General features: G+C 66.4%; 26 protein-coding genes and 1 tRNA gene. 18 read left to right on the forward strand and 9 right to left on the reverse strand.

All coding sequences use genetic code 11. The annotated features are described in order from the left end of the window. Positions 1-21: 21 nt before the first annotated feature. Together cheD and DES44_RS03705 are read right to left on the reverse strand one after the other, a co-directional pair. Positions 22-693, reverse strand: a complete 672-nt coding sequence (gene cheD / locus DES44_RS03700; RefSeq protein WP_058936161.1) for a chemoreceptor glutamine deamidase CheD — start codon at positions 691-693, stop codon at positions 22-24. 61 nt (positions 694-754) lie between these two features. After that, positions 755-1,615 (reverse strand): CheR family methyltransferase, encoded by an 861-nt coding sequence (locus DES44_RS03705; RefSeq protein ID WP_058936160.1) that lies wholly within the window; start codon positions 1,613-1,615, stop codon positions 755-757. A 264-nt stretch (positions 1,616-1,879) separates the two neighbouring features. Here DES44_RS03705 and DES44_RS03710 point away from each other — a divergent pair, with 264 nt between their 5' ends. The 4 genes from DES44_RS03710 to DES44_RS03725 all read left to right on the forward strand — a co-directional run bounded on the left by DES44_RS03710 (position 1,880) and on the right by DES44_RS03725 (position 4,257). Further along, on the forward strand, positions 1,880-2,560 hold the full coding sequence (locus DES44_RS03710; RefSeq protein ID WP_375137501.1) for a GGDEF domain-containing protein: 681 nt from the start codon (positions 1,880-1,882) through the stop codon (positions 2,558-2,560). Further along, complete coding sequence (locus DES44_RS03715) at positions 2,557-3,369, forward strand: MinD/ParA family protein (protein ID WP_058936158.1); 813 nt, start codon at positions 2,557-2,559, stop codon at positions 3,367-3,369. Before DES44_RS03710 ends, DES44_RS03715 begins: the two co-directional genes overlap by 4 nt. Next, entirely contained in the window at positions 3,366-3,788 is a 423-nt protein-coding gene (locus DES44_RS03720; protein ID WP_058936157.1) for a group II truncated hemoglobin, read from the forward strand. Before DES44_RS03715 ends, DES44_RS03720 begins: the two co-directional genes overlap by 4 nt. An 85-nt stretch (positions 3,789-3,873) precedes the next feature. Continuing rightward, a complete protein-coding gene (locus tag DES44_RS03725) occupies positions 3,874-4,257 on the forward strand; it encodes a hypothetical protein (protein WP_157592977.1) in 384 nt (127 codons plus the stop codon). 45 nt (positions 4,258-4,302) lie between these two features. Here DES44_RS03725 and DES44_RS03730 read toward each other — a convergent pair whose 3' ends face one another. The 3 genes from DES44_RS03730 to radC all read right to left on the reverse strand — a co-directional run bounded on the left by DES44_RS03730 (position 4,303) and on the right by radC (position 6,533). Next, the gene (locus DES44_RS03730; RefSeq protein ID WP_147306934.1) at positions 4,303-4,986 is read right to left on the reverse strand and encodes a hypothetical protein; all 684 of its coding nucleotides are present in this window, start codon (positions 4,984-4,986) and stop codon (positions 4,303-4,305) included. Positions 4,987-5,220: 234 nt separating this feature from the next. Beyond that, on the reverse strand, positions 5,221-5,862 hold the full coding sequence (locus DES44_RS03735; RefSeq protein ID WP_232309820.1) for a Smr/MutS family protein: 642 nt from the start codon (positions 5,860-5,862) through the stop codon (positions 5,221-5,223). After that, positions 5,859-6,533, reverse strand: a complete 675-nt coding sequence (gene radC / locus DES44_RS03740; protein ID WP_058936153.1) for a RadC family protein — start codon at positions 6,531-6,533, stop codon at positions 5,859-5,861. The genes DES44_RS03735 and radC overlap by 4 nt, the downstream gene beginning before the upstream one ends. A 73-nt stretch (positions 6,534-6,606) precedes the next feature. On the opposite strand from radC, the gene DES44_RS03745 reads away from it, so the two are divergent. From DES44_RS03745 to DES44_RS26120, 5 genes are all read left to right on the forward strand, one after another. Then, the gene (locus DES44_RS03745) at positions 6,607-7,050 is read left to right on the forward strand and encodes an FKBP-type peptidyl-prolyl cis-trans isomerase (protein ID WP_058936152.1); all 444 of its coding nucleotides are present in this window, start codon (positions 6,607-6,609) and stop codon (positions 7,048-7,050) included. A gap of 11 nt (positions 7,051-7,061) precedes the next feature. Next, positions 7,062-8,030: a 4-hydroxy-3-methylbut-2-enyl diphosphate reductase gene (gene ispH / locus DES44_RS03750; RefSeq protein ID WP_058936151.1), complete on the forward strand. Its 969-nt coding sequence runs from the start codon at positions 7,062-7,064 to the stop codon at positions 8,028-8,030. Between the two features lie 143 nt (positions 8,031-8,173). After that, the gene (serS, locus tag DES44_RS03755; RefSeq protein WP_058936150.1) at positions 8,174-9,469 is read left to right on the forward strand and encodes a serine--tRNA ligase; all 1,296 of its coding nucleotides are present in this window, start codon (positions 8,174-8,176) and stop codon (positions 9,467-9,469) included. A 308-nt stretch (positions 9,470-9,777) separates the two neighbouring features. Next, positions 9,778-9,868, forward strand: a tRNA-Ser gene (locus DES44_RS03760). A gap of 122 nt (positions 9,869-9,990) precedes the next feature. Next, positions 9,991-10,362 carry a GFA family protein gene (locus DES44_RS26120; RefSeq protein WP_445677796.1) on the forward strand — a complete coding sequence of 124 codons (372 nt, stop codon included), beginning with the start codon at positions 9,991-9,993 and terminating at the stop codon, positions 10,360-10,362. A gap of 81 nt (positions 10,363-10,443) precedes the next feature. On the opposite strand, the gene DES44_RS03770 is transcribed toward DES44_RS26120, so the two are convergent. Further along, positions 10,444-11,019, reverse strand: coding sequence for an RNA 2'-phosphotransferase (locus DES44_RS03770; protein WP_058937542.1), 576 nt, complete (start codon positions 11,017-11,019; stop codon positions 10,444-10,446). A gap of 167 nt (positions 11,020-11,186) precedes the next feature. Here DES44_RS03770 and DES44_RS03775 point away from each other — a divergent pair, with 167 nt between their 5' ends. From DES44_RS03775 to DES44_RS03815, 9 genes are all read left to right on the forward strand, one after another. Continuing rightward, the gene (locus DES44_RS03775; protein WP_058936149.1) at positions 11,187-11,921 is read left to right on the forward strand and encodes an NUDIX hydrolase; all 735 of its coding nucleotides are present in this window, start codon (positions 11,187-11,189) and stop codon (positions 11,919-11,921) included. An 18-nt stretch (positions 11,922-11,939) separates the two neighbouring features. After that, positions 11,940-12,458, forward strand: coding sequence for an O-acetyl-ADP-ribose deacetylase (locus tag DES44_RS03780; protein WP_058936148.1), 519 nt, complete (start codon positions 11,940-11,942; stop codon positions 12,456-12,458). 116 nt (positions 12,459-12,574) lie between these two features. After that, entirely contained in the window at positions 12,575-13,045 is a 471-nt protein-coding gene (locus DES44_RS03785) for a GNAT family N-acetyltransferase (protein WP_232309819.1), read from the forward strand. Continuing rightward, the gene (locus tag DES44_RS03790) at positions 13,042-14,889 is read left to right on the forward strand and encodes an AI-2E family transporter (RefSeq protein ID WP_058936147.1); all 1,848 of its coding nucleotides are present in this window, start codon (positions 13,042-13,044) and stop codon (positions 14,887-14,889) included. The genes DES44_RS03785 and DES44_RS03790 overlap by 4 nt, the downstream gene beginning before the upstream one ends. Positions 14,890-15,076: 187 nt before the next feature. Further along, positions 15,077-15,748: a YitT family protein gene (locus DES44_RS03795; RefSeq protein ID WP_116001289.1), complete on the forward strand. Its 672-nt coding sequence runs from the start codon at positions 15,077-15,079 to the stop codon at positions 15,746-15,748. A gap of 231 nt (positions 15,749-15,979) precedes the next feature. Next, the gene (locus DES44_RS03800; RefSeq protein ID WP_147306935.1) at positions 15,980-16,684 is read left to right on the forward strand and encodes a hypothetical protein; all 705 of its coding nucleotides are present in this window, start codon (positions 15,980-15,982) and stop codon (positions 16,682-16,684) included. Positions 16,685-16,892: 208 nt separating this feature from the next. Further along, the gene (locus DES44_RS03805) at positions 16,893-17,138 is read left to right on the forward strand and encodes a hypothetical protein (protein ID WP_083526093.1); all 246 of its coding nucleotides are present in this window, start codon (positions 16,893-16,895) and stop codon (positions 17,136-17,138) included. Between the two features lie 281 nt (positions 17,139-17,419). Beyond that, complete coding sequence (locus tag DES44_RS03810) at positions 17,420-18,517, forward strand: sensor histidine kinase (protein WP_058936143.1); 1,098 nt, start codon at positions 17,420-17,422, stop codon at positions 18,515-18,517. A gap of 46 nt (positions 18,518-18,563) precedes the next feature. Next, complete coding sequence (locus tag DES44_RS03815; RefSeq protein ID WP_058936142.1) at positions 18,564-19,454, forward strand: LytR/AlgR family response regulator transcription factor; 891 nt, start codon at positions 18,564-18,566, stop codon at positions 19,452-19,454. Between the two features lie 42 nt (positions 19,455-19,496). Here the strand turns inward: DES44_RS03815 and DES44_RS03820 are convergent, their stop codons facing one another. The 3 genes from DES44_RS03820 to kynU all read right to left on the reverse strand — a co-directional run bounded on the left by DES44_RS03820 (position 19,497) and on the right by kynU (position 23,613). Beyond that, positions 19,497-21,314, reverse strand: coding sequence for an aminopeptidase P family protein (locus DES44_RS03820; protein WP_058936141.1), 1,818 nt, complete (start codon positions 21,312-21,314; stop codon positions 19,497-19,499). 101 nt (positions 21,315-21,415) lie between these two features. After that, the gene (gene kynA / locus DES44_RS03825; protein WP_083525775.1) at positions 21,416-22,318 is read right to left on the reverse strand and encodes a tryptophan 2,3-dioxygenase; all 903 of its coding nucleotides are present in this window, start codon (positions 22,316-22,318) and stop codon (positions 21,416-21,418) included. Next, positions 22,315-23,613 carry a kynureninase gene (gene kynU / locus DES44_RS03830; protein WP_058936140.1) on the reverse strand — a complete coding sequence of 433 codons (1,299 nt, stop codon included), beginning with the start codon at positions 23,611-23,613 and terminating at the stop codon, positions 22,315-22,317. The genes kynA and kynU overlap by 4 nt, the downstream gene beginning before the upstream one ends. Positions 23,614-23,633 lie beyond the last annotated feature (20 nt).

Below are 23,633 nucleotides of genomic sequence, written 5' to 3' on the forward strand. Positions count from 1 at the left end.
CTCCTCGATACGGCAGCCGGGTCAGAACAGGTCGATCGACCCGCCCGAGCTGGCCACAGGTTGTGCTTTCTGGGCGGCGACCTTGTCCTGCTGCACCAGTGCATCCGCGTTGGTGGCCGCCAGCCGCTTCACCATGGCCTTGCCGCTGCGCGGCAGGAAGCAGACTTTGCGGGGGTAGACATCCATCACGTCCTTGGACACCACCGGAATCCGTTCGGTCTTCAGGTAGTCCAGCACGAAGTTGGTGTTGCGCTCGCCCACGTTGATGGTGTTCATGCCGGCGATGACTGCGCCGCCGCCGAAGATCTTGGCTTCCATCCGGCCCTTGCTGGCGCCGCGCTTCATCATCTCGTTGATGAGCAGTTCCATCGCGAAGGAGCCGTAGCGGCCGGAGTCGCCGTGGCCTTCGGGCAGCATGAAGTGGTTCATGCCGCCGATCTGCGCATGGCGGTCCCACAGGCATGCTGCGATGCAGGACCCCAGCGTGGTCATCACCAGCAGGTCCTCGTTGTCCACGAAGTACTCGCCGGGCAGCACTTTCACGGCGGCATTCTTGAAATGCGCGTCGTAGAAGAAGAACGAGGCTTCTCCCTGCTTGCGCGATTGCGTCTTGAGCTGGGCCACCCGTGCCGCACCGGCACTGGCCAGCGCCGTGCTGTTGAGCAGGGCTTGAGAGGCGTTGGGCATGCTCATGAGGTCAACAATCCAAAGGGGTTGTACATCGGGATCTTGTGCGCAGCAGCGAGGCGGCCGGTCAGCCGACGCGCTCGTAAATCGTCTTGCCGCGCAGCCGGAACAGGTCGCGCGACTCGGTGAAGTTTTCGGAATGGCCCACAAACAGCAGCCCCCCCGGACGCATGACCCGATGGATGCGCTCCAGCACCTTGCGCTGCGTCGGGGCATCGAAATAAATCATGACGTTGCGGCAGAACACGATGTGGAAGGGATCTCCCAGAGACCACTGCGCATTCATCAGGTTCAGCGTCCGGAACTCGATCATGCGCGCCAATTCGGGCTTCACGCGGATGCGACCCTCGTTGGCACCCGTGCCGCGCAGGAAAAATTGCCGCAAGCGCTGAGGAGATAAGCCCCGGGACTCGGCGGAATACACCCCGCGACGCGCCGTGTTCAGCACATTGGTGTCGATGTCGCTCGAAATGATCTGCACGCCGGAACTGCTGCCCAGGGATTCCTGGCAGGTCATGGCGATGGAATAAGGCTCTTCGCCGGTAGAGGCGGCGCAGCACCAGATGCGGATAGGTTTCCCGGTCAGCGTCTTGAGGTCATCCGTCAACGAGTGGAAATGATGCTCTTCCCGGAAGAAGGAGGTCAGGTTGGTCGTCAGGCAATTGACGAATTCCTGCCATTCCTGCTCCCCTTGCGGGCCGCTGATGCTCTCCAGCCATTCCAGATAACTGGCGAAGGAGCGGTGGCCGGTGTCTCGAAGGCGCCGGGACAGCCGGCTATAGACCATGGCATGTTTGCCGTCGTGCAGGCTGATGCCGGCATGCTGGTAGATCAGTTGCCGGACGCGGTCGAAGTCCGCCCGGCTGAAACTGAATTCATGGTCGATCGCCTCAACGGGGGAGGCCGCAGCCGTGGGTCCAGGGCGCATAGGGCAGAACTTCTTTGATGTTAGGGATGCCGTAGCACCAAGGGGTCGATCAAACCTTCCAACAAACCCCGTTATGGTGAACGCCATTGTCGGCAATCGCTAGTTTGAGCGCTAGAGCGTAAAAAGATGTGTGAAAGAGGTGGGACTCCAGCCTCTTTTTTTGACCCCATGTGGGGGGATGGCACTGCTAGACTGCTTCGGAATCACCCCTCGCGCCGCCGGATCGCCTTGGATCAACCGCCCCGTCTCATCCCAGCGCATGCCTTGCGCCTGGAACTTGCCCTGCAGTTGCTGCAGCAGGCCGGTGCCATGCTTCCGGATGCCGAGCCCTACACGCAGGTGTGGTTGCAAGGCATCGTGGATGCTTTGTGTGACCTCTCCAGCAAGGACGCATTGACCGGGCTGGTCAACCGACGCAGCTTCGAGATGGCCCTGGACCGGGAACTGGACCGGGTCGCCCGCTCCGGTGAGCCGGCCCTGCTGCTGGTGCTGGACATTGATCACTTCAAGGCGATCAACGACAACCACGGCCATGCGGCGGGCGACCAGGTCATCCGGGCGGTGGCGCGTTCCATCGGCCAGATGGTGCGTCCGATGGATACCGTGGCGCGGATCGGCGGCGAGGAATTCGCCATCATCCTGCCCAGTTGCCCCACCACCTATGGGGTGACCGTGGCGGAGCGGATCCGCGAGCGGGTGGAAAGTTTGACGGTGGAGGTTGGCCAAGGCGCGCCGCTGACCACCACCATCAGCATCGGGGGGGCTTTTGCGCCGCAATGGGTGAGGTCTTCCGCGTTGCTGTGGACAGAGCGGGCCGACCGCCAGCTCTACCGTGCCAAGGCCGAGGGCCGCAACCGCGCCTGCCTGGAGAGCCATATCGACTCCCTGGTCACCGCCGAAGAAAAAGGCATGTTGTTCGCCGTAACGCAACAGGATAGTGAATGAGCATGACAACAGCTCCTGCTGCAAGACCTGCCCGAGGAGGCGCCCGCACCTTGGCCGTGACCAGCGGCAAGGGCGGCGTGGGCAAGACCTTCGTCTCTGCCAACCTGGCGGCGGCCCTGGCGGCGCGCGGCGAACGCGTGCTGGTGCTGGACGCGGACCTGGGCCTGGCCAATCTGGACGTGGTGCTGAACCTGCACCCCAAGCTGACCCTGCACGACGTCTTCACCGAGCGCTGCACCCTGGAACAGGCGATCTTGCCGGCCCCTGGCGGCTTCCATGTGCTGCTGGCCGGCTCTGGCATGGTGGAGTATTCCCGCCTGACCCCCGATGTGCGGGACAAGCTGCTGCACATCCTGGAAACGGTCAAGCCTCGTTTTGACTGGGTGGTGCTGGACACCGGCGCCGGCATCTCGGACGTCGTGCTGTTTGCCGTCTCCATGGCCAACGACGTGCTGGTGGTGGCCACGCCCGAGCCCACTTCGCTGACCGATGCCTACGCCACCATCAAGGTGCTGGCCACCCAGCAGAACCGCCGCCATGTGGGTCTGGTGATCAACCAGGCCAACCGTCCGGGCGAGGGTAAGCTGATCTGCGGCCAGTTGCAGCAGGTGCTGCAGCGCTTTGTCGGGCCCACGCCGGGCCAGACCTTCAAGCTGGAACTGCTGTCGGAAGTGAAAAACGACCAGATGGTGCGTCAGGCGGTGCTCAAGCGGCAGCTGCTGCTGGAGCACTATCCCGGCTCTGACGCAGCGCAGGCCATCCGCGCCCTGGCCACCAAGCTGCTGGAGCAGCGGGCCGCGCAGCCATGAGCGAAGGCGGACAGGCAGCCCCGGCCACTCCGTTCGAGTGGGTCGGCGGCGAGGAGGCGGTCCGTCGCCTCGTGGACCGTTTCTATGACCTGATGGACCTGGAACCGGGCTTTGCCGAGCTGCGCTCGGTGCATCCCACCACGCTGGAAGGCTCCCGGGACAAGCTGTTCTGGTTCCTCTGCGGCTGGCTGGGCGGGCCGGACTATTTCGTGGAGCGCTTCGGCCACCCCCGGCTGCGCGCGCGGCACATGCCGTTTCGGGTCGGTCATGTCGAGCGCGACCAGTGGATGGCCTGCATGACGCAGGCCATGACCGAATGCGGCCTGGACGCCACCTTGCGGGAGCGCCTGACGGCGGCCTTCGGCAACACCGCCGACTGGATGGTCAACCAGGCGCCGCCCGTCCGCAAGGTCTTCTGACGCGTGCATTTCTAACAGCACTGGCCTTCCCGTCGGGGGCTCGATGAACACGGGCGCGGCGCCATGGTCTACCGTTGAGCCCATGATGTTCACACCGTATGAAGACGATGTGGTCGGCATCGATGCCAATCCCGACCTGCTCCATGTCCGTATCGAAGACGGCCAGCTCTGGCTGTCCGACGATGCGCGACAGGACATCGAGATCTGTGCAGGGCAATGCCCGAACACGTCCAACCCGCGCCTGATGCTGGAGTTCCTGCGCTCCGCCTGCCTGCGGCTGCAACTGGTGGACATGGAGAGCGAGGAAGCAGAAGGGGCCTTCATGTCCTTCTGCGTGCTCAAGGGGCTGGAACATGCCATCGACACCCACTGGCAGGGGGCTGACGCGGTCGGCGCCTTCCGGCCGGAGCAGTTGCTGCACGTCTTTACCTCCAGCTTCCACCCGCAAGTCAGCATGACCTTGCATTGAGATCGCCGACCCGCGCGGGAGCGCGGATCAGCGATCTTTCAGCGATCAATCTACTCGGAAGCCGAAGTCCTGCTGGAAGCGGTGGTTGCCCGGGCAGACATAGGTCTGCCGCAGCGCCGTCTCAATGGACGCGGTGAAGGCCCGAAGGGTGCGGGCATCCATGCCGCCCTGCAGCGCCCGGATGTCCACCGCCACCACACGCCCGCCCTGCACCTCGGCCACGGCCCGGAAGGCGGCTTCGCCGCTCCACTGCACCGCTGGCATGACGGGGGCTCCCATCGACGTGCAGACCAGGCCAGGGGCCACCGGGTCCCGGGTTGCCAGACCCGAGGTGCCCGCGGTGCCGCCCGTGTTGCCGGTACTCAGGGCAGCGCCTCCCTCGGTGCTGGGGCTGATGTTGCCGGGGACCGTCGGCGTGACGGTCTCGGTTGAGATCAACGGCGCCACCGGCGGAGGGGTCACCGGTATGTCGGGCACGTCCACGAAGCGGGGCGTCGGTTCCATGATCTGCGGCATCGGCGGCGTCTCCACCGGCGTGACCGGCGGCGGTGGCGTGCGGGCGATGTCTATTTGGACCTGCGTCAGCGGCGGCGGCTTCGGCGCCGCGTGGCGCCGAAAGCCCTCCACCAGGGCGGCCACCATGGCCACGTGCACGACGGCCACCAGGATCAAACCCGCCGTGCGGGTGTGACCGGGCGCGCCCCATGGGCGAACGGTTACTGAAGGCATGCGAATCCCTCCCCATCGAATCGATGGATACGTAGTTGAGAATAGATGTCAACAACGCCGGCGTGAGGCCAGACTAGGGGCTGTTCGCGGGACCGTCAACGGCTTTTCAGCGCGCCACGCATCAAAACAACGGGTGCAAACCCGCGGGGTGTCGGCCACGGGCTGCGGGGCAGGGCGGAGAGAGGGGACGCCGTGGAGCCGGGGAAGGCCGCAGCGGCGGCGAGGGCAGGCGACTCAGGTGGCGTTGAGCAGCACCATCAGTGCGCCGCTGCCGCCGTCGCTGGCACGGGCCTGGACAAAGGCCAGCACCTCTTCCTTCTGCACCAGCCAGCGACGCACCCGGGCCTTTAGCACCGGTTCCCGACCGGGGGAGCCATTGCCCTTGCCGTGGACCACCCGGACGCAGCGCAGGCCGCGCCGGGCGCTGTCGTGGATGAACTGGCCCAGCGCTTCGCGGGCCTGGTCGCGGCGCAGTCCATGCAGATCAATCTGCCCCTGCAGGGCCCAGTGACCGCGGCGCAGCTTGCGGACCGACTCCTGGGTGATTTCCGGACGGCGGAAGGAGAGGGTGTCGTCCGTCTCCAGCAGGGAGTCCACGTCGAAGTCGTCCGACAGGGCCTGCTTCCAGGCCTGCTGTTCATCCAGCATGCGCTGCACCGGCTCGGGCGCCGGGCGGTCGCCGCTCAGCAGCACGCGATTGGCCTGCGGCATCTTCACCACCGGGCCGACCGTCAGCTCGAAGATGCGGGCCTCCTGCTCGAGCAGGCGCGCCTGCGCCGCCTCGCGTTCGCGACGCTCTTCTTCCGCCCGCTGGCGGATCCGGAGTTCTCGGTGCAGCGTCTGCAGGTCTTGCAGGCTGCGCAGGCGATCGTTCACATCAAACCCAATTCGGCCATGGAAACAACGTTCCCCGCGCCGACCACAAAATGGTCCAGCACCGACACGTCCACCAGTGCCAGGGCCTGTTTCATGGCCTGGGTGAGCCGGATGTCAGCGTCGGACGGCTGGGCATGGCCGGAGGGATGGTTGTGCGCCAGGATGACCGCGGCGGCCTCCAGGGCCAGCGCGCGCTTCACCACCTCGCGGGGGTACGCAATGGTATGGGATAGGGTACCCCGGAACATGTTGTCCATGCGGATGAGACGGTGGCGGACATCCAGAAACATCACGGCAAAGCATTCGTAGGGCAGGGCATCGAGTTGCAAACGCAGGTAGGTGCGCACCGCGTCCACGGATTCGAACACCGGCTGGTCGGACAGGCCTTCACGCAGGCCGCGCCGGGCCAGCTCCATGACGGCCGCGAGCATGGCCTGCTTGGAGGGGCCCACACCGCGGACCTCGGCCAGGTCCTCGGGCGAGGCCCGCAGCAGGCCGGCCAGGCCGTTGAAGCGGTCCAGGAGTTCGCGGGCCAGGGCCAGCACCGGTTGGCCGGGCAGGCCGGTTCGCAGGAGCACCGCCAGCAGTTCGCTGTCGCACAGGGCGTCAGGGCCGCGGGCCAGCAGTTTTTCTCGCGGGCGGGCGTCGATGGGCAGGTTCAGGAAGGTCATCTGAAGCGCTCTCGGGAGTTGGGCAGCGCTCAAGCCTAAAATCCAGCTTCGATTTCCAAAATACCCCTGACTTGTGAACCTCGTCCAACCTGGATCGTTCCTGACCCTGCATTACCGGCTCACCGGCCCGGATGGCCAGGACGTGATCAACACCTTCAACGACAAGCCCGCCACGCTGTCGCTGGGGACCGGCGAGCTCGCGCCCGCGATCGAGGCCCGGCTGATCGGGCTGGCGGAGGGCAGCCGCACCGTGCTGGAACTGGGGCCGGGCGAAGCCTTCGGTGAGCGCAATCCGGAGATGATGCAGCGGGTGAAGCTGAGCCTGATGCGCGAGCTGGGCGACCCGACCGAGGTCTATCAGGTGGGGGATGTGGTGCAGTTTCCGACCCCGGACGGCCAGGGCCAGTATGCGGGCGTGGTGCGTGAGGTGGGGCCGGACTGGCTGCTGTTCGACTTCAACCATCCGCTGGCGGGCCAGCCGGTGAGCTTTGAAGTGCAACTGATTGGTGTGTTGTGAGCGGAGCGGACATGCAGTTGAACAAGGACATCATCCTGGCGGAACCGCGCGGTTTCTGCGCGGGCGTGGACCGGGCCATCGAGATCGTCGAGCGGGCGCTGAAGAAATTCGGCGCGCCCATCTACGTCCGCCACGAGATCGTGCACAACACTTACGTGGTGAACGACCTCAAGGCCAAGGGCGCCATCTTCATCGAGGACCTGGCGGACGTGCCGCCCGGCGCCACGCTGGTGTTCTCGGCCCACGGCGTGAGCCAGGCCGTGCGCCAGGAAGCGGCGCAGCGGGGTTTCCAGGTCTTTGATGCCACCTGCCCGCTGGTCACCAAGGTGCATGTGGAAGTGGCCAAGCTCAACCGCGAGGGGTATGAGTTCATCATGATCGGCCACAAGGGCCACCCCGAGGTGGAAGGCACCATGGGGCAGCTCAGCGACGGCATCTACCTGGTGGAAGAAGCGGCGGACGTGCCCCATGTGCGGGTGAAAGACCCGTCGAAGCTGGCCGTCGTCACCCAGACGACGCTCAGCGTGGACGATGCCGCGGACATCCTGGCAGCGGTCAAGCGCCATTTCCCGCAGGTGCGAGAGCCCAAGAAGCAGGACATCTGCTACGCCACCCAGAACCGCCAGGACGCCGTCAAGGTGCTGGCGCCGAAGGTGGACGTGATGATCGTGGTGGGCAGCCCCACCAGCTCCAACAGCAACCGGCTGCGTGAACTGGCCGAGCGGCTGGGCACCCCCGCCTACATGGTGGACGCCGCGGAAGACCTCCAGGCCGAATGGCTGGACGGCCGCAGCCAGGTGGGCCTGACGGCCGGTGCGTCGGCGCCGGATGTGCTGGTGCAGGCCGTGATCGATCGCCTGCGCCAGCTGGGCGCGACCACCGTGCGCAAGCTGCCGGGTGTGGAAGAGCATGTGCGCTTCCCGCTGCCGATGGGCCTGGGTGACAAGTCCATGGCCGAGGTCACCAGCGAACGATCTTGATCGCTGCCGGGCAGGGCCACGGGCATGGCGCCCGCGGCACCCGCCTCGACCTCGAGCGCTCCTGCGACTCGACCTCTCCCTGACGCGCCGTGATGGTCACCGCGCGTCGGCCTGACCCTCCAAGAACATCGAAGAGAACTCCCATGCTGGACATTACCCAACTGCGCAAGGACCTGGACGGCGTGATCGCCCGTCTGCAGGCTCGCAAGACGCCACAGCCCTACCTGGACGTGGACCGCTACAAAGCGCTGGAAGCCGAGCGCAAGCAGGTGCAGATGCGCACCGAAGAACTGCAGGCCAAGCGCAATTCGCTGTCCAAGCAGGTCGGCCAGCTCAAGAGCAAGGGCGAAGACGCCAGCGCGCTGATGGCGGAAGTGGGCGGCATTGCCGACGAACTGAAAGCGGGCGCCGAGCGTCTTGACGGCATCCAGGCCGAACTGACCCAGATGCTGATGAGCGTGCCCAACCTGCCGCATGAGAGCGTGCCGGTGGGCAGCGGTGAAGAAGGCAATGTGGAAGTGCGCCGCTGGGGCACGCCGCGCGAGCTGGGTTTTGCTGCGCGCGACCATGTGGACCTGGGCGCGCCGCTGGGCCTGGACTTCGAGACGGGTGCGAAGCTGAGCGGTTCGCGCTTCACCTTCATGAAGGGGCCGATCGCCCGGCTGCATCGCGCACTGGCGCAGTTCATGCTGGACCTGCAGACCCAGCAGCACGGCTATACCGAGTGCTACACGCCCTACATCGTCAACCGCGAGGTGCTGGAAGGCACCGGCCAGTTGCCCAAGTTCAAGGAAGACATGTTCTGGGTGCTGCGCGGTGGCGATGAGGAAGCCGTGGAGCAATACCTGATCTCGACGTCGGAAATCTCGCTGACCAATACCGTGCGCGACCAGGTGCTGGACGCGTCGCAATTGCCGATCAAGCTGACGGCGCACAGCCCGTGCTTCCGGTCGGAAGCGGGCAGCGGCGGTCGGGACGTGCGCGGCATGATCCGCCAGCATCAGTTCGACAAGGTGGAGATGGTGCAGATCGTCCATCCGGAGAAGAGCTACGAAGCGCTGGAAGAGATGGTGGGTCACGCCGAGGCCGTGCTGCAGAAGCTGGGGCTGCCCTACCGCGTGATGTCGCTGTGCACCGGGGACATGGGCTTTGGCGCGGCCAAGACCTATGACCTGGAAGTGTGGCTGCCGGCGCAGAACACCTATCGCGAAATCAGCTCGTGCTCGAACTGCGAAGGCTTCCAGGCGCGTCGCATGCAGGCGCGGTTCAAGAATGCCCAGGGCAAGAATGAGCTGGTGCATACGCTCAACGGCTCTGGCCTGGCGGTGGGGCGCACGCTGGTGGCGGTGCTGGAAAACTATCAGCAGGCAGATGGCAGCATCGAGGTGCCGGAGGCGCTGCGGCCCTATTTGGGTGGGCAGGCGGTGTTGAAGGCTTGAGGGCCTGAAGGCCTAGGGCATCAAAGCCCTGGGCCCTAATCTGGTGATAGGTGCTTCACGGGCCTCAGCGGTTCGGAACGGTGCTGATGAGCTGCTGATGAGGTGCCGGGGGCGTGTTTGCGATGAATCGCACGCAGATGCGCGGGCACTTGTTCGGCGCCTGAAAACGCTGCTACACTCTCGGTCTTTCTCGCAGTCAACCAGCGAGGCGCGGACGGCTCAACGAAGTTCGAAGAACTTTTCAGGGCTGGCGCGTTGAACCTCAGAAGCTTTCGCGAAAGCCGGCGAATGAGGGCGTCACCGAATCAGGGAAGGTGGCAGAGTGGTTGAATGTACCTGACTCGAAATCAGGCGTACGGTAACCCCGTACCGGGGGTTCGAATCCCCCCCTTCCCGCCAAGATCGCCTTGTCAGCCAAGGCATTAAAGCCAGTCTTCGGACTGGCTTTTTTTATTGCCGATCACTTCGATGATGCCCCGATACCGGACACTCGCTTTCATTGGGGCATTGGAGCAATTCCGGTGGAGCATCTTCTGCATGGCTCATGTCACTGTGGAGCGGTCCAGCTACGCCTGCCGCATCTTCCCTCTCGAGCGACCGAGTGCAACTGCTCCATATGCCGCCGCCTAGGCGCCCTATGGGGCGTATTCGACTGGACGACTGTCGGGCTGAGCGCTGAGCCGAGGGCGCTGGAGGAATACATCTGGGGCGAGAAGACCTTGCGCACCATGCGGTGCCGGGTCTGCGGGTGTGCCACGCATTGGGAGCCTTTGCGGCCTCAGCCGGACGCCTGGCATGGGGTCAATCTGCGAATGTTCCCGCCGGAGTTGCTTCAGCATGTCCAGATCCGCCGATTCGATGGTGCGGACTCGTGGACATTCATCGACGACTAGTCGAGCGCCCATTCCCAGCCTAGGGCCGACGATTGCAAGATCCCGCCCTATGAGCATCACTCGGCAGACCGCAGACGCAATTCAAATGCTCTCGCTGTCAGTTCCTGATTCCACGCGTTCAATGAATTCCGGCGGCACGCCCTCCACCAGCCACACCCCATTGGCCGAACAGCGGAACTGATGCCCCAGGCTGGCCATCCGTGCGGCATCAATGCGCAGCAGCACAGGATCCCCATACCGCGTCCCGACGGCGACGGCGGTGCTCACGTCCTCGGTCAAATGCACGTGATGCCGAGCGCGCCGGTCCAGCCCGCCGCTCAGGATGGATTCCACGAAGCGTGAGGCGGTGCCGTGATAAAGCACCGCAGGCGGCGTGATGACGGGCAAGTCCAGGTCCACGTCAATCGAGTGCCCCTGATTCGCGCGAATCAGCGTCTCATCGTCATTCAGCGCGAATCGCTTCTTGTCACTGGCGTTGACGAGCTCCCTCAATGCCTCGCGGGAGAGGGGCTGGCCGGCCGCCTCCATCTTCTGAAGCAAATCGTCCACGCGGGCCCAGCCGGAGGCATCCAGCGCCAGTCCGATCTTCTCCGGCTGGTGGCGCAGCACCAGACTCAAAAACTTGCTGATCGACGTCAGCTTCGACGGTGTTTGCATTTCCATTCCTCCTCTGATTCGGGACGCCTGCAAAGGCCATTCCCGATGTCCATCCATGATTCGACCTCGTCCCATCCCATATGGCGATGATCGATTAGTTGTTTTGTACATCTTAATAAGGTGTACAGTACAACCATCCGATGCCACGCGTCAAGTCGTTTCAAGCCATGGCCCCCAAAGTTCCCCGCCAGCAACAGCCGGATTTCCCACGCCCGTACACCACGGTGGACGTCGTGATCTTCACGGTTCTGGACGAAGCGCTAAAGGTGCTTCTGGTGCAACGCCCGCTGGACACCTCCGACCCATACCCGGGGCGCTGGGCGCTGCCCGGCGGCTTTGTGGACATCGAGCGGGATGCAGACCTGTTGGCCTGCGCACGTCGCAAGCTGCTGGAAAAGACGGCCGTGCGAAGCCCCTATCTGGAGCAACTGGGGAGCTGGGGCAGTGCCACGCGAGACCCGCGCGGCTGGTCGTCCACACATGCTTACTTCGCGCTCATGCCGGCCCAGGACGTGCAATTGGCCAAGGGCGCCAATGCGGCCGATGTGGCCTGGTTCGAGGCAGACGCCGCGCTCGCCGGACCCTCACTCGCATTCGACCACGCACAGATTTTGAAAGCCGCGGTCGATCGCCTGCGCGGCAAGGTCGAGTACACGTCGCTGCCCGCCTTTCTCCTGGCCGAGCCCTTCACCTTGCCGCAGCTCCAGAAAACTTATGAAATCGTTCTGGGACGTCCCGTCGATAAAAGCGGGTTTCGCACGCGCATGATGGCGGCTGATTTCCTGGAGGAAGCGGGCGTGGTGGAGAGTGCGTCCCATCGCCCGCCGATGGGATACCGGCTCAAGGACCGCTCCATGCCGGTCTTCTTTCCGCGGACCTTCAGCCCCCGCGGTGAACCCTGAGCAACAAGGACCTCCACCATGCGACCACTCGACGCCGTCCGCGCCAACATCGTCACCCTTGAGGTCGATGCCATCGTCAATGCGGCCAATTCGTCCTTGCTCGGCGGCGGTGGGGTGGACGGTGCCATCCATCGGGCCGCGGGCCCGGACCTGCTACAGGCGTGTCGCGCCCTGAATGGATGCAAGACCGGGCAGGCCAAGATCACCGCCGGGTTTCGGCTCGCCGCCCGTCATGTCATTCACACGGTCGGTCCCGTCTGGCGCGGAGGCGCTCATGGCGAGGAAGCCCTCCTGCGCAGCTGCTATGTCACCAGCCTCGAGCTCGCCCGGGATCACTCGATCGAATCCATTGCGTTTCCCAGCATCAGCACCGGCTCCTATGGATATCCGATCGAGTTGGCGGCGCAGGTGGCGGTCGCCTCGGTCGACGCGTGGCTGACCGCCCAGCCGCTGCCGGTCGCCGTCACTTTCTGCTGCTTTTCCGAAGCCGACCTGGCGGTCTATGAAACCGTTCTCGCGCAACGTCGCCCGTCCTGACACAGCACCCGCGCCCGTCACCGAAACCCCGTAGACTCCGCCCCCAACGGCGCCCCTGCGCGCCGAATGTCCTGCCCAGCACTCCCCCGGCGCCTCTCCGGCGCCCGACGGTTCCCATGCCTACCGCCATCACCGTATCGCTCGAACCTGCCGCCCAGCCGGACGTCATCGCGCTCATCGAGGCGCTGGACGCCTATCAGATCCCGCTGTATCCCGCGGAGAGTCACCACGGCATCGACATGGCCGCGCTGTCCCAGCCCCACGTGCTGTTTGCTGTGGCACGAGACGGGGAGGGCAGGGCCGTCGCCTGCGGCGCCATCGTGGTGGGGGCGGACTACGGAGAACTCAAGCGCATGTACACCCTGCCCAGCCATCGCGGTCAGGGCATCGCCCGCGCGCTGCTGGCGCTGCTGGAATCGGAAGCCCGAGCCCGGGGCGTGCGCCAGTTCACCCTCGAGACCGGCTATCTCCAGCACGACGCCATCGGCTTGTACGAACGGCTGGGATACCGCCGCTGCGGCCCCTTCGGTGATTACGCCGAAGACCCCAACAGCGTCTTCATGAGCAAGCACAGCGAGCCCGCATGAGCGCCCAGACGACCCCTCCCGCCGCCGCCACGCCGCTGCCCGTCAAACTCCTGGTTGGGCTCGGTGTGCTGGCCGTGCTGTACCTGGGCCGAGAAGTGCTGGAGCCGCTGACGCTGGCCGCCATGCTGAGCTTCCTGATGGCGCCTGTGGTCCGCAAGCTGCGCAGCCTCGGGCTCAACCAGACCACGGCGGCCATCGGTACGCTGACACTGGCCGGTCTGGTGGTGGCCGGCATTGCGATGGTGCTGGTGATGCAGCTGGGCGCCTTGTCGCGCGAGCTGCCCGCCTATGAGGAGAACGTGCGCGCCAAGGTCACGCGGCTGCGCATGATGACGCTGGACCAGTTGCAGGAAGCGCAAGGCCGCGCCGGTCGCATGATTGGCGATCTGGCCGTGCCCGCCGACAGCAGTTCTCGCTCGATGGGCGGCAACGACGCCGACGGCAACGACCGGTCTGCCGGCGCGGGCGACCCGAAGCCCGACACCAGCGCCACGCTCATCCGCCAGTTCCTGGCCGCCGTGTGGGGACCGGTCGGCGTCGTGGGCATCGTTGTGCTGGTGCTGATCTTCGCGCTGCTGGAACAGGACGCCCTGCGTGACCGCCTGATCCGACTCGTGGGCGGCCACGATGTGCGTGCGGCCACGGCAGCCTTCAACGACGCCGGCCAGCGGCTGTCGCGTTATTTCGTGTCGCAGTTCCTGGTGAACGTCGGCGTCGGGCTGGTCATTGGGCTGCTGCTGTTCATCACCCATGTGCCGCACGCCACCATCTGGGCGGTGCTGGCGGGCTTGCTGCGGTTCATCCCGTATGTAGGCTTTCCCGCTGCAGCGCTGTGTGCGGGCGTGATGTCCGCCGCGATGGCACCGGGCTGGGACCTGATGGTGTCCACGCTGCTGATCTTCCTGGCGGTGGAAGTCGTGGTGGCGCATGTCATCGAGCCGCAGCTGTATGGCCATGCAACCGGGCTGTCGCCGTTTTCGGTCGTGGTGTCGGCCATCTTCTGGAGCGCCCTGTGGGGGCCGGTGGGACTGCTGCTCTCCACGCCGCTGACGCTGTGCCTGGTGGTGGCCGGTCGCCATGTGCAGGCGCTGTCGTTTCTCGATGTGCTGCTGGGGGACGCGCCGGCGCTGGACCACAGCCAGCGCTTCTACCAGCGCAGCATCAGCGGCAATGCGGTGGAGATCCTGGCGGATGCGCGGGCCTACCTGAAGCGACGCACCCTGGCCCGTTACTGCGACCGAGTGGTGATGCCGGCGATGGAGCTGGCCCGTCGCGACTTCGAGCAGAACCTGATTACCCCGGAGCAGCGCCTGGCCGCGCAGCAGGTCATCGCGCAGGTCTTCGCCAGCCTGACGCACACCCCGTTGCCGCGGCGCCGAAAGGCCGCCGTGCTGGACGGCGCCGACCTTGGCATGCGCCTGCGCCAGGATCGTCTGCAGACCGAAGGCCAGTGGCAGGGCGCGCTGGATGTGCCGGCCGGCTCGGTGATGCTGTGCATCAGCATGGGCGGCCGCGGCGCGCATCTGGTGGCGGAGATCCTCGTGCGGGTGCTGCGGGACAGCCGCTTCGACGCCCGCCACGTCACGGCGCAGGAGCTGACCGGCGCGCCCGATGAGGCGAAGTTGGAAGCAATTGGCACGGTCTTTGTGGTGGGCGCCTCGGTGGAGGAGCACGACCCTGAAGAGGCTCGCCTGCTCAACGACTGCCTGGCGCAGTTGCCCAATGCCAATGTGGTGCTGGTGATGCCTTCCGGGCAGTCCACGAAGGACCCGATTGCCGAGGGCCGTCCCCGCCGCACGGCCTATTCCTTCGAGGAAGTCCTGGCCCTGATGCCCGAGAAATGAAGCGGGACGCGGCTGACATCGAGTCGCGCCGCTGAGGTCGCCGCGCATGCCGGCGCATCTTCTCGCGTTCAGCCGCCCCAATCCGCGCAGGATGACCGCCGTTCGCCTCCTTTAGAGCGTGGCCTCGACCCTTCTCAGGGTTCTCCCGGGGGATACTCGCCGGCACGTTTTCTGCTTCGTCTACGGGATGAGTGACTTACCCCTGCACCCCCCCGTCGATGCCGCTGCCACCACCCCGGCGCCGGCGACGATGGACGACCTGACCATCCGCTCACACACCCTGTTTGAGGATGCCCAGGCCATATTCACCGGCACCTTGTTTGTCTCACTGGCGCTGATCCTGTTTGCGCAGGCAGGACTGCTCACGGGCGGCACGGCGGGCGCCGCGTTTGTGCTGCACTACGCCACCGATGTGAACCTGGGGCGGCTGTTCTTCCTGATCAACCTGCCGTTCTACTGGTTCGCGTGGACGCGCATGGGCCGCGAATTCACGATCAAGACCTTCATCTCGATCGCGCTGCTGTCCCTGATGACGGAGTTTTCGCCCCGGCTCTTCGCCATCGACCGGCTGCATCCGGCCTATGCGGCGGTGCTGGGCGGCCTGCTGCTGGGGTCGGGCTGCCTGTTCCTGGCGCGTCACCGTGCCAGCCTGGGCGGTGCGACCATCGTGTCGCTCTATTTGCAAAAGGCCAAGGGGTGGCGCGCCGGCAAGGTGCAGATGGCCATGGACTGCGCCATCGTGCTGCTGGCCCTGACGGTCATCTCACCGGAGCGGGTGGCGTATTCGGTGCTGGCTGCGGTGGTGATGAATCTGTTCATCGCCGTGAACCATCGACCGGGACGGTATGCGGTGTTGTGACCGCAAATGGAGTTTCAGGGTAAACCCTTGAATTCCCGGCGTCACCCCCCGATGAACTGCCAAATCCGTCAACCCGCCGGAAAAAAAGTGTATCGGTTTCATAAATCGCCCTAAAGTCATCCGGGAGCGGGCCGAAAAACCGAACATGCCCTGAAAAGGTAAGCAGGTGGGGACTTCTCCCCGCCCGGCATCCGCTGGCCGATTCCGCGGAACCCTTCGTGGAGGCACATCATGATCTCTGCTCTCGCAACAACCGCGACCAGCTCCGCTTCAAGCGCTGTGCCGCTGCGCAGCCGCGAGCAGGAGTCCGTCAATACCGTGGACGCTCCGGAAGCGTCGGCGGTCGTCACCCTGTCCGCTGCCGGCGCATCCCTGGCGGCGGCGGCCAATGCGTCCACGTCCGTCGCCGTGAACACGCCGGCTACAACGGCCAACAACACCAGGACGGCGCCGTCGGCCAGCACGACGCCCGCAGGGCCGCGTGTGGCCGCGACCACGGCCAGCGCGTCCGCTGCCGTGCGTCAAGCGCCGCAGGCCGCTGAAACGGCTCCGACAGCTCAGACGGCGCAGACGGCTCAGGTGCCCGAGCCGGCTCAGACGGCTCAAGCCGCCGAGGCGGTCAGCGCACCGGTCGCGGCCGCCCCGCAAAGCGCCGCGCCGGAAACCGCCACCTTCACCGGTCCTGCGCGGGCCGCCGCGCCACCGGCCAGCAGCGCTTCCTCCACCGCGTCGTCGACGTCGGATCTGTCCCTGGTGCCCAACCTGATCTACGCGCCGGCGGACAGCAATGAGGACGGGGTGATCTCCGCCGCGGAGCAGAAGGCCTATGACCTGGAGCAGTTCCCGGAAGGCGTCGAGCCCAAGGCTGCCCCGGTGCCGCCCCGGGTGAGCCAGGAACTGCGGGAATACGTCGCCGTGGCACGAGGCGGCGACTAAGCCTGCGCCTACCGAGATGCAGCAGCCGCGGCCCGTCTGCGGCCGCTTTGTCGCCCCCGCCCGCCACTGACGTCGGTCTGCGGCCCACCCCCGCTCCCCCTCCGGCGTCCCACCCCCATTGGTGGGCCCACCTCAGGTGGGTAGCGATGTCCTCCCATCCCGCGCACAGTCCATCCATCGTGGCCGTTGGGCCATGCAGGAGACGGACATGCATTTCGCTGAAGTGGATACAGGCGACTATCGCATCTATGCCGGAGCCATCGAGCGTCCTCGCCAGTTCGGCTATGTGGCTGCCGTGGTGGTCATGCGCCAGGGCCGGCCGGACAAGCGGGAAGCCTACCGGGACGAGAACCTCGCCGGCGGATATGGCTGGGCCACCCCGGCCGAGGCGCTGCGCTTTGCCATCAATGCCGGCAAGGAAGCCGTGATGTGCAGCATCGGCATGCAGGCCTGAGCCGTGGCCCACGCACGTCACGCCGGTCGCCGCCGCACGCTGGTGGTGGTGGGCCCGGTCCGGCTGGTGGTGGACGCCGCGCCGCGCTGCGCCGCGCGGGACGGCCTGGCCCTCCCGCCCCGCCAGACGGCTGACGCGCCGTGGGCGATGCGGGTGCCGGCCACTCGCCACCGTGCGCATGGCGGGATGCCGGGCGCCACTCAAGCGGCCCAGACCGTCTTTCGTCGCGTCACCGGTGTTCCGCCCTTGGAGCGGCAGGGGCCGGCCGCTATCGTGCGGGCATGTCCTTACCGCCGTCCGCGACTCCTCCGACCAGCTTCCGTGCTCCGGGCCAGCCCTGGCACGGCTTTGTCTCCTACCTGACGCCTCGCCGCCTGGCCCTGGCGCTGGTGCTGGCCACGGTCGCTGCCGTGGCGCTGGACCCCATCTTCATCATTCCCTTCCCGGTGCTGCTGGGCCGGACCATGTTCGTCGGCATGCTGGCGCTGCTGGCGTTTTCCGCCGCCGGGCAGTGGCCGCGACGGCTGCCGCGTTGGTGGGCGCGCTGGTTCTTCCAGGTGGTGGTGGTGGCTGCCGCCGTGCCGGTGGCGACCCTGGTGGTCTACCTGGTGGCCGTCGGCGGCGACCTGGCCAGCCTCGTGCAGTCCGAAGCCCGGATGCTGGGCTTCATGTGGATTGCCGGCTCGGGGCTGGTCGTTGGCCCCTTGCTGGCCATGGGGGCGCTGTACCGCCAGCGGGATGCGGAAGCGCGTAACCAGGCGCTGAGCTTCGAGCTGGAACGCAGCGAACTGGAACGTCAGGCACTCGACGCCCGCCTTCGCCTGCTGCAGGCGCAGGTGGAGCCCCATTTCCTGTTCAACACCTTGGCCAATGTCCGCGCGTTGGTGGAGACGGGATCTCCCCAGGCGGCGCCGGTGCTGCGCAGCCTCATCGCCTATTTGCGCGCGGCCATGCCACGCCTGCAAGGAGAGAGCACGACGCTGGGAGACGAGCTCGCTCTGGTGCAGGCCTATCTGGAGCTGATGCATCTGCGCATGCCGGACCGTCTGAGCTTCACGGTGGAGGTGTCGCCAGCGCTCAGCGGCCTTCGTTTTCCGCCGATGGCGCTGCTGACCCTGGTGGAAAACGCGGTGCGGCACGGCGTCGATCCCGGCGAGGACGGTGGCCGTATCGAGGTGGGCGGCGAGACGAAGGACGGACGCATCCGCCTGTGGGTGAGTGACACCGGCGTCGGGCTGCAGCACGAGATGGGCGCGGGCACCGGCTTGCGCAACCTGCGAGAGCGCTTGACGCTGTTCTACGGGCTCTCCGCCACGCTGGAACTCACCGAGAATCAGCCCCACGGTCTGCGGGCCGAGGTGAGCTTCCCGGCGCCCTGACACCTCCTGATCGCCCGACAGATCGACGCGAACTCCTAAACACCCCATGACCGCCGCCGCTCCGACTGCCCTGATTGCCGATGATGAACCGCTGCTGCGCGACAGCCTGCAGCGCAGCCTGGCAGCGGCCTGGCCGTCGTTGACCGTGGTGGCGCAGGCGCGCAACGGTCGGGAGGCGGTGGAGCTGTTTGAACGGCACCGGCCGGATGTCGTGTTCCTGGACGTTCACATGCCGGGCCTCAATGGCATGGAGGCGGCCCGCCAGATTGCCCGGCAGGCCCATATCGTCTTCGTGACGGCCTACCAGGACTATGCGTTGCAGGCCTTCGAGCGCGGCGCGATCGACTATCTGGTCAAGCCCATCGACGAGGCGCGGCTGGCCGACACCGTGGAGCGCTTGAAGGACCGGCTGCAGACCTCCGCCCCCGCCCAGGCGCCGGTGGCCCTGGAGACGGTGATCGAGGAACTGGCGCGGCGCATTGCACGGCCTGTGTCCGCCATGGGGACGGCCCGTGACCCAGTCAACCCAGCCAACCCAGTTAATCCGGCCGACCTGGCCAGTGCCCAAGCCGCAGCGAGCCCGGCCGCCCATTCCCTGGCGTCGGACACCGGTCCCCTGCAGTGGATTCGCGCCTCCGTCGGCAGCACGCTCAAGCTGATTCCGGTGGATGACATCCTCTTCCTGCGCTCGGACGAGAAATACACCCTGGTGGCCACTGCTGACGGCGAAGCGCTGATTCGCACGCCGATCCGCGACCTGATCGAGCGGCTGGACCCGCAGTGTTTCGTGCAGGTGCACCGCTCGGTGGTCGTGAACCTGCATGCCATCAGCCACGTGACGCGCGGGCCAAACGAGACGGCCGATCTGCACCTGAAAGCCCGGCCGGAGGTGCTGCCGGTGAGCCGCAGTTACCTGCACCTGTTCCGGCAGATGTGACGCGTGGGCGCGCGAGGCCGCCCACACAGTCCAGACCCCCAGTCAGCGCGCCAGCGGCTCCGTGCGCACCGTCAGCCAGGCCAGCGCATCGCCCGACACCAGTGGCGACAGACGGCGGCGCACTTCCGCGTGGTAGCGGTTGAGCCAGTCCAGCTCTTCATCGGACAGCAGCGACACCTCGATGCAGCGGGTGTCGATCGGGCAGAGCGTGAGCGTCTCGAAGGCCAGCATCTCGCCAAACTGGCCGTTCTCCGGCGTCTCGTGCTGGACATTCAGCACCAGATTCTCGATGCGCACGCCCCATTGATTCGGCCGGTACAGCCCCGGCTCGATGGAGGTGATCATGCCCGGCTCCATGGCCATGTTGGCATCCGGCACGGCCTTGGAAATGCTCTGCGGGCCCTCATGCACATTCATGAAGTAGCCAACGCCGTGACCGGTGCCGTGACCATAATCCAGCCCATACGCCCACAGCGGCGCGCGGGCAATGGCGTCCAGCATCGGGCTCAGCGTGCCGCGCGGGAAGACGGTGCGGGACAGCGCAATGGTGCCCTTGAGCACCAGCGTGTAGTCCCGGCGCTGCGCGTCGGAGACCTGGCCGATCGGCCACACGCGGGTGATGTCGGTCGTGCCCCCCAGGTACTGTCCGCCGGAGTCGATCAGCAGCAGGCCGTTGCCCTTGATCTCGGAGAAAAGCTCCGGCAGGGCCCGGTAGTGGGGCAGGGCGCCATTGGCATTGAAACCGGCGATGGTGGAGAAGGACAGGCCGACAAAGCCCGGCCGCTTGGCGCGCTCCGCGCTCAGCCGCTCGTCCACCTTCAGCTCGTCCAGGGCTTCACCGCGGGCCAGGGCGGCTTCGAACCAGGCATAGAAGGCGCACATGGCGGCGCCGTCCTGCTCCATGGCTTCGCGCACGAACTGCGCTTCCTTGGCATTCTTGCGGCTCTTGAACAGCGTGCTGGGATTGATGGCCTCGATCACCTGCGCAGCCGCTGGCAGCGCTTCGCGCAGGCCGAGGGTCACACGACGCGGGTCGATCAGCACGGTGGCAGTGGCGGGGATCTGGGCCAGGGCCTGCCGCGCATCGGTATAGGCACGCACCTGCACGCCGTCGGCCGCGAGGCGCTGACTCAATGCCGCATCGATCTTGCCGGGCTGCACAAACAGTTCCGCGCCGTCCAGCGTCAGCAGCGCATGGCCGACGAACACCGGGTTGTAGCTGACGTCCGAGCCACGCAGGTTGAACAGCCAGGCCACGTCATCCACGCTGGAGATGAGGTGGTGCGTGGCGCCCTGCTTGACCATGGCCTCGCGCACCTGCGCCAGCTTGTCGGCACGGCTGACGGTGGCGTGGGGCGCGGTGTGTTCATAGACCGGGGCATCGGGCAGGCCGGGGCGGCCCTCCCAGGTGCTCTCCAGCAGGTCGAGGTCGGTCTTGATGCGGATTTGGCGCGGCGTCAGTGCCTGACGCAGCAGCTGCGCCATGGCCAGGCCCAGCACCTGGCCGTCCACCACCAGCGTCTGGCCCGGCTGCAGCACGCCAGCGAGCCAGCCCACATGATGGGTGGCCGCGCCGGTGGGAATCTTGAACAGCGAAATGCCGCTGCCTTCCAGCTCACGCTCGGCCTGCGTCCAGTAACGGCTGTCGGCGAACAGCACGGCGGCGTCCCGGGTCACGACCAGGGTGCCCATGGAGCCGGTGAAACCCGACAGCCACTCGCGGCCTTGCCAGCGCTCGGGCAGGTATTCCGACAGATGAGGGTCGGCGGAGGGCACCAGGATGGCGTGGGCGTCGGCGTCGCGCAGGGCGTCCCGCAGGCGGGAGATGCGCAGCTTGATCTGGGAAATGCGGGTGTCCATGGGCGGGCCTTGTGAGCTGCATCAACGTGGCCCGATTGTAGGAGTTGGCCCCACCCATGCCGGTCGGCATGGCGTCACGGCAGGGCCGACTTCACTTCTGTTCACAATTCCGTGCGAAGCGCCCAGAGTTCGGGGAACAGCACCACGTCCAGCATCTTGCGCAGATAACTCACGCCCCCGGTGCCGCCGGTGCCCCGCTTGAAGCCGATGACCCGCTCCACCGTGGTGACATGGCGGAAGCGCCACAGGCGGAAGGCGTCTTCCAGGTCCACCAGTTCCTCGCCCATCTGGTAGAGGTCCCAGTACTGGCGCGGGTCGCGGTAGACCTGCAGCCAGGCGGCCTTGACGCCATCGTCTGCTTCGTAAGGGCGGGTGAAGTCGCGGGACAGGTGGGACGCCGGCACCTCGATGCCGCGGCGCTGCATCAGGCGCAGCACCTCGTCGTAGAGCGACGGCGCTTCATACGCGGCCTGCACATCCGCCAGCAGGTCCGGACGATGCGCATGCGGCTTGAGCATGGCCGCGTTCTTGTTGCCCAGCATGAATTCGATGCGCCGGTATTGGGCGCTCTGGAAGCCGCTGCTGTTGGAGAGATAGGGACGGATGGCGGAATACTCGGGCGGTGTCATCGTGCCCAGCACGTCCCAGGCATGCACCAGTTGCTCCATGATGCGCGAGACCCGCGCCAGCATCTTGAAGGCTTCGGGCAGATGGTCGGCGGCCACCTCGCGGACGGCGCCTTGCAACTCATGCAGCATCAGCTTCATCCACAACTCGGACGTCTGGTGCTGCACGATGAACAGCATCTCGTTGTGGTCCGGCGAGAGCGGATGCTGGGCACTCAGCACCTGGTCCAGGTGCAGGTAGTCCCCATAGCTCATGTCGCGGGAGAAATCGAGCTGCGCGCCTTCTTCCTGGACGATGCGTTCGGTGGTGCCGGTGCCGATGCCGGTGGCGTCAGCGGCGCCGGTGGCCGCCGCGGTGGTGTGGTGCGGGCAACTCATGTCACGGCCGCCTTCTGGTTGAAGCGGGCTTCGCGCCATTCTTCGCGCGTCAGCACTTGGTAGAGGTGTTCCACCGCGTCCCAAGCATCGGTGAACCCGACATACAGCGGTGTGAAGCCGAACCGCAGGATGTGCGGCACCTGGTCCAGCCGGTCCGGGTCGCCAGCGCGGTAGTCGCCGATGACGCCGCGCTCGATCAGCGCCTGCACCACCGCATAGCTGGCCCGCTCCAGCGGCGGCTTCAGCGCCAGGCACACCTGGCTGCCGCGACGCGCATCCTCGCGCGGCGACACGACCGTCACGCCCAGGTGGCCGCAGCGTTCCTCGGCGAGCCGGGCAAACAGCTCCGTCAGGGCCAGCGACTTGCGGCGCAAGGCCGCCATGCCGCCCATTGGCTCGGCCGCCAGCAGCGTGTCCACACCGCATTCCAGGGCGGCCATGGAGATGATCGCGGGCGTGCCGCAGATGTAGCGTCGGATGCCCGGCGCGGGGCGGTAGTCCGGGCTGAACTCAAACGGCGCCGCATGACCCAGCCAGCCGGACAGCGGCTGCCAGAAGCGGTCGGCATGCCGGGGATGCACCCAGACGAAGGCCGGCGCGCCCGGTCCACCGTTGAGGTATTTGTAGCCGCAGCCGATGGCGAAGTCCGCATCGGCACCGGTGAGGTCCACCGGCACCGCGCCTGCGGAGTGGCACAGGTCCCAGATGGTGAGCGCGCCGGCCTCATGCGCGGCGCGGGTGAGCGCCGCCATGTCGTGCCAGGCGCCGGTGCGGTAGTTCACGTCGGTGATCAAGAGCACCGCCAGGTCGTCATTGAGCTGCGCGGCCAGTTCTTCGGCGCTGTCCACCAGCACCAGGCGCATGCCGTGCTGTTCGGCCACGCTCTGGCTGATGTAGAGGTCGGTCGGGAAGTTGCTGCGCTCGGTGACGATGGTGGTGCGGCCCGGCGATTCGGCCTGGATCATTCGCACCGCCGCCGTCAGTACCTTGTAGATGTTGAGCGAGGTCGAGTCCGCCACGACCACTTCGCCTGGGCCGGCGCCGATCAGCCGGGCGATCTTGTCGCCGATGCGGGTGGGCAGGTCGATCCAGCCGGCGGTGTTCCAGCTCTTGATCAGGTCCTGGCCCCATTCCTGCGTCACCACCTGCTGCACCCGCGCCGGGGTGGCGGCGGGCATGGCGCCCAGCGAGTTGCCGTCCAGGTAGATGACGCCCGGCGGCAGCAGCATCTGCTGTCGCAGTGGGGCCAATGGGTCGGCCGCATCCAGGGCCTGGCAGTCTTGTCTTGTGGTCATGGGGTGAGGCGGGTGTGGAC

The organism is Roseateles depolymerans (assembly GCF_003387155.1).
Classification (GTDB): domain Bacteria; phylum Pseudomonadota; class Gammaproteobacteria; order Burkholderiales; family Burkholderiaceae_C; genus Roseateles; species Roseateles depolymerans.

What these genes read in the sequence shown, in the direction of transcription:
- kynU (WP_058936140.1), bottom strand. Translation starts at nt 23,613, where the DNA reads ATGACCACAAGACAAGACTGCCAGGCCCTGGATGCGGCCGACCCATTG.
- DES44_RS03705 (WP_058936160.1), bottom strand. Translation starts at nt 1,615, where the DNA reads ATGCGCCCTGGACCCACGGCTGCGGCCTCCCCCGTTGAGGCGATCGAC.
- kynA (WP_083525775.1), bottom strand. Translation starts at nt 22,318, where the DNA reads ATGAGTTGCCCGCACCACACCACCGCGGCGGCCACCGGCGCCGCTGAC.
- DES44_RS03785 (WP_232309819.1), top strand. Translation starts at nt 12,575, where the DNA reads ATGCCTACCGCCATCACCGTATCGCTCGAACCTGCCGCCCAGCCGGAC.
- DES44_RS03780 (WP_058936148.1), top strand. Translation starts at nt 11,940, where the DNA reads ATGCGACCACTCGACGCCGTCCGCGCCAACATCGTCACCCTTGAGGTC.
- cheD (WP_058936161.1), bottom strand. Translation starts at nt 693, where the DNA reads ATGAGCATGCCCAACGCCTCTCAAGCCCTGCTCAACAGCACGGCGCTG.
- DES44_RS03730 (WP_147306934.1), bottom strand. Translation starts at nt 4,986, where the DNA reads ATGCCTTCAGTAACCGTTCGCCCATGGGGCGCGCCCGGTCACACCCGC.
- DES44_RS03725 (WP_157592977.1), top strand. Translation starts at nt 3,874, where the DNA reads ATGTTCACACCGTATGAAGACGATGTGGTCGGCATCGATGCCAATCCC.
- DES44_RS03805 (WP_083526093.1), top strand. Translation starts at nt 16,893, where the DNA reads ATGCATTTCGCTGAAGTGGATACAGGCGACTATCGCATCTATGCCGGA.
- DES44_RS03790 (WP_058936147.1), top strand. Translation starts at nt 13,042, where the DNA reads ATGAGCGCCCAGACGACCCCTCCCGCCGCCGCCACGCCGCTGCCCGTC.
- DES44_RS03800 (WP_147306935.1), top strand. Translation starts at nt 15,980, where the DNA reads ATGATCTCTGCTCTCGCAACAACCGCGACCAGCTCCGCTTCAAGCGCT.
- DES44_RS03715 (WP_058936158.1), top strand. Translation starts at nt 2,557, where the DNA reads ATGAGCATGACAACAGCTCCTGCTGCAAGACCTGCCCGAGGAGGCGCC.
- DES44_RS03775 (WP_058936149.1), top strand. Translation starts at nt 11,187, where the DNA reads ATGGCCCCCAAAGTTCCCCGCCAGCAACAGCCGGATTTCCCACGCCCG.
- radC (WP_058936153.1), bottom strand. Translation starts at nt 6,533, where the DNA reads ATGACCTTCCTGAACCTGCCCATCGACGCCCGCCCGCGAGAAAAACTG.
- ispH (WP_058936151.1), top strand. Translation starts at nt 7,062, where the DNA reads ATGCAGTTGAACAAGGACATCATCCTGGCGGAACCGCGCGGTTTCTGC.
- DES44_RS03720 (WP_058936157.1), top strand. Translation starts at nt 3,366, where the DNA reads ATGAGCGAAGGCGGACAGGCAGCCCCGGCCACTCCGTTCGAGTGGGTC.
- DES44_RS03770 (WP_058937542.1), bottom strand. Translation starts at nt 11,019, where the DNA reads ATGCAAACACCGTCGAAGCTGACGTCGATCAGCAAGTTTTTGAGTCTG.
- DES44_RS03810 (WP_058936143.1), top strand. Translation starts at nt 17,420, where the DNA reads ATGTCCTTACCGCCGTCCGCGACTCCTCCGACCAGCTTCCGTGCTCCG.
- DES44_RS03820 (WP_058936141.1), bottom strand. Translation starts at nt 21,314, where the DNA reads ATGGACACCCGCATTTCCCAGATCAAGCTGCGCATCTCCCGCCTGCGG.
- serS (WP_058936150.1), top strand. Translation starts at nt 8,174, where the DNA reads ATGCTGGACATTACCCAACTGCGCAAGGACCTGGACGGCGTGATCGCC.
- DES44_RS03795 (WP_116001289.1), top strand. Translation starts at nt 15,077, where the DNA reads ATGAGTGACTTACCCCTGCACCCCCCCGTCGATGCCGCTGCCACCACC.
- DES44_RS03815 (WP_058936142.1), top strand. Translation starts at nt 18,564, where the DNA reads ATGACCGCCGCCGCTCCGACTGCCCTGATTGCCGATGATGAACCGCTG.